Origin of the sequence: Phascolarctobacterium sp. ET69, from assembly GCF_023336935.1 — a bacterium.
GTDB lineage: Bacteria > Bacillota > Negativicutes > Acidaminococcales > Acidaminococcaceae > Fusicatenibacter_A > Fusicatenibacter_A intestinipullorum.
On record NZ_JAMBLR010000002.1, the window covers coordinates 419,270 to 431,166 of the forward strand.

Sequence of the window (11,897 nt, forward strand, 5' to 3'; positions counted from 1 at the left end):
CTTATAAACATACTGGCTGCAATTGATGATGACGACCAAGTACGCTTGACTAGTGAAACTGGATACGGTTACGAATACCAAGTCGAGGTTGACTCAGTCGAGTGCGGGGTCGAAAGTGGCAGTATATGTTCAAGATTTGTTCTTTACAGGGGTGAAGTGTGAATAAAGGATAAAGCCTGTCACTATGTTTAGAGTTTGGTAGAGCAGGACACTTTAGCAAGAATAGGCTATGACTTTGGTGAGGAAAGGAGAACTGGCAGAATGACCAAGAAAGAGCTGCTAAAGATTTTGTCAGCGTTTAAAGATGATGAGGAAATTATAGCTGGCATAAAATGGAGCAAGACATCTAACTACTATTATACGGATGCCTGCATTAAGAGAGTTGTCTACACAATGGAGGACGGCTGCCTGAATACAATCATAAACTTCGTGGAAACGATAAGTAAACCGATGGCGGCTTAGTTCATTGATTAAAAATGCGAGAACCACAATGACAGTGGTTCTCGCATTATCTATAGTTAGGAGAGTGTGAAAAATGAATATTCCGTTACTTACTTCAAACGATGTTGAAATCAGGGTAGCACAGTTGCAGCAGACGAGCTATGGGACATATGCTTACTTGCTGCTTTACAAGGATGCCCGAGTTGATATGAAAATTCTTGACGAAGTATTTGGTCCGCTGAACTGGCAACGCAGTCATACGGAGATTGGCGGCAGGTTGTTTTGTACTGTATCAGTATGGGATGAAAGCAAGAAGATGTGGATAGAAAAGCAGGATGTAGGCGTTCCGAGTAATTCCGAGGCTACCAAGGGCGAAGCATCCGATTCATTCAAAAGAGCCTGCTTTAACTTAGGAATTGGCAGGGAGTTGTATTCTGCTCCGGAAATCAGGATAAAACTAAAAGAAAATGAAGTCGTCATTGCCAGTAATGGCAAGCCCAAGACATATGCCAAGTTCTACGTAGCTAAGGATATGACGTATGACAAACAGTCAGGCTGTTTTACCAAGCTCGCCGTACTGGACGAAGATGGCAACGTTAGGTTTGACATTAATAACAGCAGGAAGCTTCAGACGGCGAAAGCTGCCATTGCTAACGTTTTGGAGAAGCAGAACGAAATGAAGAAAGCTCAGAAACAGCCAGAAGATGTGCAGCCTGTTGATAACATTTGTTGTATATGTCACGCAGTTATTAAATCTCCCAAGGTTTTGGAATACGCTATGCATAATTTTGGCAAGCCTGTATGCTATGAATGCCAAAAGAAGCAGTCGGCTTAGGAGGTTAGTATGATTAAAATAAAGTGCGTACAAGATATAAAAAATCTTTCGGAAAAGAAGCTTATTCCCCAAGAAGTTATAGAAAAAATTTATAGTGAATTTCTAATAATAAAGAAATGGTCTGATGAAATGTACGAAGTGTCTATTGACGATTTCAATGCTGACGATTTTGGATATGGCTATATCGTAATATTAGAAGGTGACGAAACGGAAGCAGAAATTAACTCTTTGGGATTAACGGAAGGACTGGAAGGCGTTGTTCCAGAATGTGCGGAAAGCTATTATTTCAATGATGAAAAGTGGACTAAAATCATTGTTATATATAACGATTCGTATTCTATGAGCTTCTGGTTAAAAAATAGTAACTTATTCGAAGATTATGAATATAAAAGCCAATTATGCCATTTATCAGCAGAAAGTAATATAAAAGAACCATTTTAGGAGGCAGTATGAAAACAGACCTTAATTTATCACAACTTGTTAGCCGGTTGGACTACTTATCCACGTTGAAGAAGGACTACCTAATCAGTACGGACGATATAAGCGTACAAACAAATCCTGCTGAATCATGTATTAATTTTCAAGGTGTTTCCTATCCTATGCAGGAAACTGCAAAGCGTCAGTTGTCAGCTGTTTGCGGCATTCCATACTCATATGTAAAACGTATAGGCAAGGAATATCCTGAGCTGTTGGACGCAAACTATAATGGGCTGTTGAGGAATATCCATAAGAATAAGCTGGTCAGAACCATTGGCGGACGGGTTAGGGCAATATTATCTGACCATTATAAGAAGTATGAAAATGAAGCGGTACTGGCAACGATATTATCAGTACTTGATAATATCAAAGGATTGAATGTTGTATCATCTTCTCTGACGGCAGAGCGGATGTACGTAAAGCTGGTATCAGAGATTGAAAGGGTAGATGTTAAAGTCGGTGATTCCGTTGCATTTGGTGCGATTATTACCAATTCAGAAGTTGGCATGGGGTCAATTACAGTGAATCCGTTCTGTATGAGGCTCGTATGTACTAATGGCATGGCATTACCTAAATATTTGGGTAATGCACGCAGAATACATCTTGGAAGGAAGTTCAGAACGATTGAGGAGTATGAGATGATTGCTGACGATATTGACGGCATTAGAGGGAATATAGAAGAATGCCTGAAGGAGGCTCTTGACCCGGTTTTTTATATGAAAATCGTTGATAAGATGAGAATGGCGACAGAAATTAAATTAGTAGCCCCATTTGAGAGCATTGATAAGGTTGCCAAGCTTTATGGATTGGATGAACGTGAAAAGAAAACAATTACAGTTCATTACATTGCAGGAAAGGATGATACCCTTTATGGTTTGGTTAATGCTGTCACACGGGCTTCTCAAGATATGCAGTCATATGTTAGGGCTACGGAAATGGAAAAGATAGGCTCTGATATATTATTTGACGGCATACTTTCAGTTACTAAGAAGGGTAATGGAATGCTGATGGATTAGGTGATTAAATGACAGGGTTACTTGCCACTATTCTCCTTTGCTTTAGTAAATACTCAAATAGTGCCAGTATATTAATCAATGGATGGTAGTTCAGTAATGGCAGTGTTTAAATGTACAAAAGCTTTAATTGCAATAGCTATGAAAGAATGTAAGAAAGATTCATTACATTTATTTGCAGAAACATAAGCATATACGCCCACAGTTTAGCAACTGTGGGCGTCCGTTATGTTACGCTTGACTATAGCAGGTGTGCTCTTTGTCTTGCTCTGGCTCTATAAAGGGTAGCTACGCCAATACCTGTAAGCTCTGCTACTTTTTTATAAGAGTTGCCGGAATCTATCAAAGCTAAAGCGGCATCCGTTCTATCTTTGGATATTCTGGGTCTGCCTTCTTTAAAACCTGGCTTATTTTTAGCAACTTCTTTACCGGATTGAGTACGTTCTACTATCATACTGCGTTCAAGCTCTGCAACAGCAAGTAATGTAGTTATGAAAAAATTACCCATTGGCGTATCATCCAATAAGCCTACGTTTAAAACATGGACTTTTATTCCGGAATGTAATAGTTCACGGATTAGAGTTATTCCTTCGACTACATTTCTTGCAAGGCGATCCAGTTTGGTTACTACCAGAGTATCGCCTTTTTTCATTTTGCCCATAAGCAATTTTAACTCAGGTCTGTCGGTAGTTTTACCTGTATACTGTTCGGTAACTATTTCCTGACAGCCTTGCTCAATGAGAGTGTTATGCTGTTCTTCTATGCTGTTTCCGTGAAGCTGTTTTTTAGTGCTTACACGTGCGTAACCGTATATCATATTAGTACCTCGTTTCTGTTCTGGTGCTAATTATATTATACAACAAACAGTTTGATTTTGATAGTAAGTTTTGATAGCTTGAGGAAGCCATAAAACTGACATTAAAACATAGCTATCAAAACTTTTAAGTATTGATAAAATGAGGCAGTAAGGAATGGCAAAGCCTTTCATATATCTATGTGAATTGATGAGGGCTTATTGGATAACTGCAGTGATGGATAAAATAGTTAATATTTTCTATGTCCCGGTAAGGTAATGGAAAGGATGATATAAAAATGAACAAAGTTTGACTATTAGTGGCGGTAGTGGCGGCTGTGTCAATTAAATTGGTTATTGGAATGAGTTTTTAACATACTATATTATTTCATTTTATGAATAACCTAACTATTTAGAAGTTTTGGCAGAAAGATTAAGATAATAAATGACAGATTAGATGTATAGACATAAATTTATCCATTGAATGCGTTACATTTCTTCAGACCTATATGTTAGGGTAAAAATCGCCTGAAAATAGTATAATAAAATAAAAGTAATAAAAAAATAACTGACCAAGCCGCCACTGCCGCCACTGATTTTACCTGAATTTGCATAAATTTACCCTATAGTATGTATACGCTGAAAAATACCATTGGTGAAAATTACATAACATAAAAAATAAAAGCCGCAGCTTTTGCTGCGGTTTTTGTGTTTCTTTGATTGAAAAAACTATAAAGTAAAATAAAACTGCCATATTTTAATGCAAAGATAAAAATAGAAAATATCTTTGTTGGTGTTTTTGCGCAGAGCGCGGGCTCAACCGTTGGTTGAGCCCTTATTTTTTTAGTTGAACCTATATGTGCCGTGCTTAGGCAATATCGGCATAAACGCCTATAGTAAATAATTCGCAAACCTGGTCTTTACTGGGGGGTAAATGCATTATAATGGTAGACAAAGTGCTTGGTTATGAGTAGATTTAATAAAATTAAATTATTATAGAGGTACATGATGACAAAAGATTTACTTATATTTGTTTTACCAATTGTATTTAGTGGTTATTTTTTAATTAAAAATAAATTTATTGGCTGCTTATTCATTGTTTTAGGATGTTTTATGGGTATAAGCGATTATACTTGTCATAAACTTTTAGGAAGTAATATAGATTTATTTACATTACTTAGAATTGATGGCGATATGATAGCAATGTCACCATATGTTTTGAAAAAACTTTTCTTTAGAATTTTGCTACTGACATTAATTACTATTCTAATTATTTTAATAAAATTGGATTTAGTGTCTTTAGAAAATGTAATGCGATATTTTAAACTGGTTTATTCAAGTTTAAAAAAATTCTATAGTAATGTATATGATTTTGTGAAAAAAATAGAGCAGATTAATTATAAAGTGAAAACTATTGCTGTTATACCTATACTTATAGTAGTTTTTAATTTTACCCCAACAGGAAATGCATGGTGTAAAATAATTCGTGATGGGGCAGAATATATTAAATATTCCGCAATGTCTGCTGATGAATTGTTTCAAAATTTAGGTACTGAAAATAAATATGTATATGATGAAAAAATTGAAGCTAAACCTGGAAAAAATATTGTAATAATTTATTGCGAATCATTGGAAAATGGATATTTTGATAGTAAATTATTTTCTGGTGTAACACCGCTAATGAATAAATTAATAGAAAATGGTGAACTATTTTCTTATAAAAACTATGAAAACTGTGTGGGTTCGGGTTGGACTATTGGTGCATTGTACTCAACGCAGACGAGTTTACCATGTTTTTTTGGGACAGATGGGAATGCAATTTTTAATAGAGTTAAAGATTGTAAATTAGTATCATATGCAAAAGTATTAAAATCAGCCGGATACAATAATCTTTTTTTATCAAGTGCTAAACTTGATTTTGCAGGAACTGGTAATATGATGAATATGCTTGGATATGATATAAAAGATTTTAAACAATTTAATGTTCCTTTTAGTAAAACCGGTTGGGGTGTCCACGATAAAGATTTATTTGAACAGGCAAAAATTGAATACGATAAATTGATGAAACAGCAAAAACCATTTAATCTTACACTTTTAACTGTAGATACTCATTTTACAAAAGGCGTTCCTGATGAACGATTAACTAATATAGTTTCTAAACAATTTTCAATGGATAAAATAGAATACAGTGTAAATAGTTTGGATTATTTGATTAATGATTTTTATCAATATATTAAAAAGCAACCGAATTTTGAGAATACAGAAATAATTATTTTAGGAGATCATCCTTTAATGGGTAATGAGGATAATACTCCTGCGATAAAACAGTTAAAGAAAAGCAAAAGAAATATTACATTGCTTAGTAGCAAGAAATCTCAAATTTATGAGGTAAACGATAAGTTAAGATATTATGATATACCAAATTTTGTATTAGATGTGGCAGAAGTAAGCAATAATGCAGTTTTTTCAAAAGAATTATTCAAGAATATGTCACCTAAAAAGGTAAAAAATGAAGGATCATTATTTACCCATTTAAATTTAAAACTTACAAACTAATGCTACATACGTAAAAGCCGCAGTTCAAAAGTGAACTGCGGCTTTTGCCTTAAAGTAGCATAAGTATATTTTTCCACACTTTTCTTCGTTTAAAGTTATATGAAATTAAAAACTCAATACACTAAAACGCCGATAATGCCGCTGATGAGCATAAGGCTGATTGCCCCTACTTTGCGGTAGTAATGCAGGTAAAACAGCACGGCCAGTACCGGTATGCCGATGGGGTTAAAGGTGCTGCTTTCACTGGTGGCATTGTCTATCGGGAAAACGGTAATATCTAAAAAGAAAATTACTGCCGTAATCATAAAGGCAATAACCGCCGGGCGGATGCCGCACAGCGCTTCTTTAACAAGACACGACTGGCTGAATTTTTCCAACGAGCGGGCAACAAAATAAACTATGATGAACGAAGGCAGTGATACGCCGAGCGTGGCGATAAACGACCCCATAAACGCCGGTACAAAATCCGGTCCGCACACACGCGCCCCAACGTAGGTAGCGGTGTTGACGGCAATCGGACCCGGCGTCATCTGCGAAATGGTGATAATACGTGCGTATTCTGTTGCCGGAATCCACCCATGTGCCAAAACCTCCTGCTGGATGACGCTGACCATGGCAAGGCCGCCGCCGAAGGAGAACAGGCCGATTTTAAAGAACACAAAAAACAAATCCCAGTAAATGCCCATTATTCAGCCCTCCTTCCCAAAAGGCGGTAAGCGGCAATGGCGTACAGCGCCGCCGCGATAACGGTAGAGGCAATGCCGAAGCCCAAAACGTAAATTTCTGAAACGGAAATTAAAAGTATAGCCCACCCAAGTTTGTTGCTGACGGAAGAAGCAAACATTTTTTTGGTGGCAACTACCAAAAGCACAGTAATGGCGGCGTTAACCCCGGCGAAGAATTTTAAAATGTAAGTGTTGCTGTCCAGTCCGCTGGAGGCAAACAGCATGGCAATGGCAAAAATAATTAAAAACGAAGGCAGCACTACGCCGATGGTGCAGACAAGCGCGCCCATAATTCCTGCCAGACGGTAGCCTAAAAAAGTGGCGGAGTTAACGGCAATAACGCCCGGCAGCGATTGTGCAATCGCCAGCACGTCGGTAATGTCCTTATCGTCAATCCAGCCCTGGCGTTCAACAAATTCGTCGCGGATTAAGGGAATCATGGCAAGGCCGCCGCCGATAGTGAACAACCCTATTTTAAAAAACACATTAAACATGTGCAGGTAACTTACTTGTTTTTGCTGCATATCAACACTTCTTTCCCAAAACATAATTAACAGGTGATAAATATATTATCTCCTAAATATGCAGGCTTGGCAAGTTAAATTGTGGATATGTTATTGTTTATGTCATTTAGTTTTAATTTACGTTTCCTCTTTGTATTTACGTTAATATTTTTTAATTTACTTTTTTACACATCTTCATTCTTTTGAGTGATCAAAAGAACGAAGCAAGAAAAGTCATGCGGCAAACAAAAATTTACAGATTTTGTTGCTAAAGCAAAAAATCTGCATGCGGTATGCCGAAACCAATAAAAATTTCCGCTAAACTCGCTGCGCTCAAACATCGGGAATTTTTTATTGGCTTTCAGTAAATACCGCTAAATTTTTAATGCCGCGCTCTGGCGTAAATCTTACTTCTCAAATGCTTATTATGAAAATACAATTTATAATTTTGTATTCTTAAAAATTTAGGTAACATTGCTATTGTTCATAACAATTTACCTAAAGTACGAATTTGGACGAAGCGCGACATTCAAAAAATAGGCAAACTTATAATTAAGGCACTTGCAGCGTTTGCCGAGGACTGTTTGAGTTTGCGCAGCAAACGAGTTCCGCAGGAGCTGCAAGTGCCAGCTTATTTACTGCTTTTGCCGTTTATTTTTTGTTGGAGCGAAACTTTCTTGGTTCGTTCTTTGGTTACAAAGAATGAACATGAGTAGTAAAGTAAATAAAAAATATAATAAAGTAACTACAAAGACTAAACATATGTAAAAACTTATATCAAACTCAGGTTACTGTTTGACAAGAATTAAAAAAGCATTATAATATAAATAAAGAGGGATAATCCGATAGTCGCGTGTCGGTTCTCTCCTCGAAAGTTAACAACTGTTGAAAGAAAGACCGGCTTCGACCATAGCTGGTCTTATTTCATTTTACGCTGTTATTTGCGTATCGAAATAATGATAGCAACGAGCGTTCCAAAGGCAATCATTAAAGAAAGCGATTCGTATGTTGTCATTGCTATCACCTCCCTGAAAGAAGGAGGAACCAACCTATCGGATTATCCCATGCAAAATAGTATAGCAGATGAATATGTAAAAATAAACCCCTGAAAAAATTTTTCAGGGGTTTGTGTGTCTTAATATTTTTGTATTTCTATATCCACCGATGTGCGCCATTTTAAAATAAGCGCAACGATAAGGCTTAACACAAATGCCGCAGCAAAAACGTACAGCGTTGCCGTGTAGCCGCTGGTGGTTTCGCGCATGTAGGATAACAGCAGCGGCCCGGCAATGCCTGCCAGCCCCCACGCTGTTAAAATTTTGCCGTGGATGGCGCTTAATTCTTTCGTTCCGAACAAATCGCTTAAATACGCCGGCATGCACGAAAAGCCGCCGCCGTAGCAGGAAATAATTACAAATACCAAAATCTGGAACAGCAGGGCATTAGCTGTTTGCGCCAGCAGGTAAAAAGCTGCAATTTCAATAATGAAAAACAAAACATATACGCTGCGCCTGCCGATATAATCGGAAACAGTGGACCAGGCAATGCGCCCGCCGCCGTTAATCAGCCCGATAATGCCCACCATGGAAGCCGCTGCTTCCGGCGTCATGCCTGCAACCTCCTGCGCCATGGGCGAAGCAACTGCCAAAAGCCCGATGCCGCAGGTGATGTTGGTAAAGAATATCCACCACAGTGCGTAAAACTGCCAGGTTTTAAGTGCCTGCGCAGCAGTATAGCTTTTGGGCTGCAAAAGTGTGGTGTAGCCGCTTTTTGCTTGCTGCTCCTGCGGCTGTGTTTTGGGCGGCTCTAAGTACGAGGCGGAAAGCACCATAATTACCATGTAGGCTGCGCCCAGAATAATAAAGTTTTGCATAAGCCCGTAGGCCGCAACAAGGTGCTGCATTAACGGCCCGGCAATTAAACTTGCAAAGCCAAAGCCCATAATGGCAAGCCCGGTGGCAAAGCCGCGGTTATTGGGAAACCATTTAACCAAAGTTGATACCGGGGTTATATAGCCAACGCCCAGCCCGATGCCGCCGATAAAACCGTAAAACAAATACAGCAGCGCAAGGCTTTTTAAATGTACGGCAAGGGCTGTGCCAAGCATACCTGAGCCAAAAAACAGCGCGCTGGTAAACCCGCTTCTGCGCGGGCCGTGTTTTTCTACAAAGCCGCCTAAAAATCCGGCGGAAAGCCCTAAAAACAAAATAGCAATGGAAAAAGCCCACGTTGTTTCCTGCAAGGTAAAGCCAAGTTCATCCATAATGGGGCGGGTAAGTACGCTCCATGCATAAACGCTGCCGATGGAAATGTGGATGCCGACTGCCGCCAGTGCGATAAGCCATCTGTTTTTCATAAAAAATCTCTCCTTCATGCTGTGCAAAATAAGGAGAGAACTGACCGGATAACAAAAGCCGTCCGGGCACTTCTCTCTGCCCAGACGGCCGGCTAATCTTACAGCAGCGCGGTCCACGTGGTTAGTTCCACTTATATCCGTCAGTTCCGCGTCGCCTATGCAATTGAATAAATTAATTATATCAGCCACGTCTTTTTTGTCAAGCAAATCTGCGCATAAGCCGGGCGATTTTGTTTTTGGCGCTGATTTGTGTTAAGATATAAACATACTTGTGAGCGAGGTAAGATTATGATTTTAAGTGCAGAAAATTTGGGCCATAGCTATGGCGTAAGAACTTTGTTTAAAAATATCAGTTTTAATATAGAAGAAGGCGACAAAATAGGCGTTATCGGCGTTAACGGCACGGGCAAAAGTACGCTGCTGCGCGATATAGCCACCGGCGAACCAAGCGAAGGAAAGATTACCAAAAACGGTACCTGCGTAATTGAATATTTGCCGCAGGACCCTGCTTTTGACCCTGACGCAACGGTGCTGGAGCAGGTATTCAGGGGCGAATCGCCTCAGCTTGACGTTGTGCGCCGTTATGAAGAAGCAGTGCAGCAGGCAGAGGCAGAGCCGGAAAACAAAGCCGCGCGCCAGAAGCTGCTTGCCCTGCAGCAGGAGATGGACAGCAAATTTGCCTGGCAGATGGAAAGCGAAGCCAAAGCAGTTTTGGATAAACTTGGCATTACCGATTTGCAGCAGCCGATGAAAGAATTAAGCGGCGGGCAGCGCAAACGCGTGGCTTTGGCCGGTGTTTTGGTGCGCCACAGCGACCTTTTGATTTTGGACGAACCTACCAACCACATGGATAACGAAACCGTTGCCTGGCTGGAAGAAGTTTTGCAGAAACGCAAAGGCGCGCTTTTAATGGTTACGCACGACCGCTATTTTTTTGACCGCGTTGTAAACCGTACTTTGGAAATTGACGGCGGCGAAGGCTATTTATATACCGGCAATTACAGTTTGTTTTTACAAAAGCGCGAAGAACGCCGCATTGCGGCAGCCGGTGCAGCGCAGCGCCTGCGCAACGTGTACAGGCGCGAACTGGCGTGGATAAGCCGCGGGGCGGAAGCACGCCGCACCAAAAGCAAAGAGCGCATTGAGCGTTTTAATGAATTGAAAAAAGAAGTAAATAACATCAAAACCGAGCAGCAGCTGGAAATTTCTTCCGTTGGCTCGCGTCTTGGCAAAACCATTATTGAGTGCGAGCACATCGGGCTGGATTACGGCGGCAAAACCTATATTGATGATTTTAATTACGTGCTGCTGCGCAATGACCGCATTGGCATTGTTGGCCCTAACGGCAGCGGCAAAAGCAGTTTAATGGATATTATCGCCGGGAGGCTTGCGCCGACACGCGGCACCGTTAAGGTTGGGCAAACCGTAAAAATTGGTTATTTTGCCCAGCACAGCGAGTTTAAGGATGCTGACTGCCGCGTTTTGGAATATATAAAAAACGTCAGCGATTATATTGAAACCGCAGACGGCACGCGCATAACAGCGGCGCAGATGCTGGAACGCTTCCTGTTCCCGCCTGAGCTGCAATGGGTGCCGGTAAGCAAATTAAGCGGCGGCGAAAAGCGCCGTTTGTACCTTTTGAGCGTTTTAATGAGCGCGCCTAACGTGCTTATACTCGACGAACCTACCAATGACCTCGACATACCGACGCTTTCGGTACTGGAGGACTACCTTGATACCTTTAACGGTGCAGTTATTGCCGTATCGCACGACCGCTATTTTTTAGACAGGTTTGCCGGTAAAATTTTTGCTTTTATGGGCGGCGGTGAAGTGCGCCAGTTTATTGGCGATTACAGCCGTTACGAACAGGCCCGCGCCGAAGCGCAGAACCTTGCGCGCCAGCAGGAACGCGCACAGAGCACGGTTAAACCGCAGCAGCGCGAGGAAAAGCAGCGTGCGCCCAAAATGACTTATAAGGAAAAGCTGGAATACGAGCAGATAGAGCAGGTTATTGCGCAGGCAGAAGCGGAACTGAAAATGACGGAAATGGAAATTAACGCCTGCGGCACGGACTTTGTAAAACTTACGGAGCTTACTGCCAAGCAGCAGGAGCTTACGCAGCGCATCAGCTATTTAACCGACCGCTGGGCGTATCTGGAAGAACTGGCCGAAGCGGAAGCGGCAAAATAGAAAGGAAG

General features: G+C 40.6%; 10 protein-coding genes and 1 riboswitch. Of the genes, 5 read left to right on the plus strand and 5 right to left on the minus strand.

Annotated features, from left to right (window positions below):
- The first annotated feature begins 535 nt into the window (after positions 1 to 535).
- Genes M3079_RS04750 through M3079_RS04760 form a run of 3 tightly spaced genes read left to right on the plus strand, consistent with a single transcriptional unit; the run spans position 536 to position 2,769 of the window.
- Positions 536 to 1,276: a hypothetical protein gene (locus M3079_RS04750; protein ID WP_249077585.1), complete on the plus strand. Its 741-nt coding sequence runs from the start codon at positions 536 to 538 to the stop codon at positions 1,274 to 1,276.
- 9 nt (positions 1,277 to 1,285) lie between these two features.
- Entirely contained in the window at positions 1,286 to 1,717 is a 432-nt protein-coding gene (locus M3079_RS04755) for a hypothetical protein (RefSeq protein WP_249077586.1), read from the plus strand.
- A gap of 8 nt (positions 1,718 to 1,725) precedes the next feature.
- Positions 1,726 to 2,769, plus strand: a complete 1,044-nt coding sequence (locus M3079_RS04760) for a DUF932 domain-containing protein (RefSeq protein WP_249077588.1) — start codon at positions 1,726 to 1,728, stop codon at positions 2,767 to 2,769.
- Between the two features lie 238 nt (positions 2,770 to 3,007).
- On the opposite strand, the gene M3079_RS04765 is transcribed toward M3079_RS04760, so the two are convergent.
- Positions 3,008 to 3,583, minus strand: coding sequence for a recombinase family protein (locus M3079_RS04765; protein WP_249077590.1), 576 nt, complete (start codon positions 3,581 to 3,583; stop codon positions 3,008 to 3,010).
- A 981-nt stretch (positions 3,584 to 4,564) separates the two neighbouring features.
- Between M3079_RS04765 and M3079_RS04770 the strand changes: the two genes are divergently transcribed.
- A complete protein-coding gene (locus tag M3079_RS04770; protein ID WP_249077592.1) occupies positions 4,565 to 6,115 on the plus strand; it encodes an LTA synthase family protein in 1,551 nt (516 codons plus the stop codon).
- A 113-nt stretch (positions 6,116 to 6,228) separates the two neighbouring features.
- Here M3079_RS04770 and M3079_RS04775 read toward each other — a convergent pair whose 3' ends face one another.
- The 4 genes from M3079_RS04775 to M3079_RS04785 all read right to left on the minus strand — a co-directional run bounded on the left by M3079_RS04775 (position 6,229) and on the right by M3079_RS04785 (position 9,699).
- Positions 6,229 to 6,801, minus strand: coding sequence for a chromate transporter (locus M3079_RS04775; protein ID WP_249077594.1), 573 nt, complete (start codon positions 6,799 to 6,801; stop codon positions 6,229 to 6,231).
- The gene (locus tag M3079_RS04780) at positions 6,801 to 7,364 is read right to left on the minus strand and encodes a chromate transporter (RefSeq protein WP_249077595.1); all 564 of its coding nucleotides are present in this window, start codon (positions 7,362 to 7,364) and stop codon (positions 6,801 to 6,803) included. Before M3079_RS04780 ends, M3079_RS04775 begins: the two co-directional genes overlap by 1 nt.
- Positions 7,365 to 8,280: 916 nt before the next feature.
- Complete coding sequence (locus M3079_RS09455) at positions 8,281 to 8,358, minus strand: putative holin-like toxin (RefSeq protein ID WP_349293341.1); 78 nt, start codon at positions 8,356 to 8,358, stop codon at positions 8,281 to 8,283.
- Between the two features lie 120 nt (positions 8,359 to 8,478).
- Positions 8,479 to 9,699, minus strand: coding sequence for an OFA family MFS transporter (locus tag M3079_RS04785; protein ID WP_249077597.1), 1,221 nt, complete (start codon positions 9,697 to 9,699; stop codon positions 8,479 to 8,481).
- 71 nt (positions 9,700 to 9,770) lie between these two features.
- Positions 9,771 to 9,857: riboswitch (ZMP/ZTP riboswitch) on the minus strand.
- A 127-nt stretch (positions 9,858 to 9,984) separates the two neighbouring features.
- Between M3079_RS04785 and M3079_RS04790 the strand changes: the two genes are divergently transcribed.
- Positions 9,985 to 11,889 (plus strand): ABC-F family ATP-binding cassette domain-containing protein, encoded by a 1,905-nt coding sequence (locus M3079_RS04790; protein WP_349293342.1) that lies wholly within the window; start codon positions 9,985 to 9,987, stop codon positions 11,887 to 11,889.
- The last annotated feature ends 8 nt before the right edge of the window (positions 11,890 to 11,897 follow it).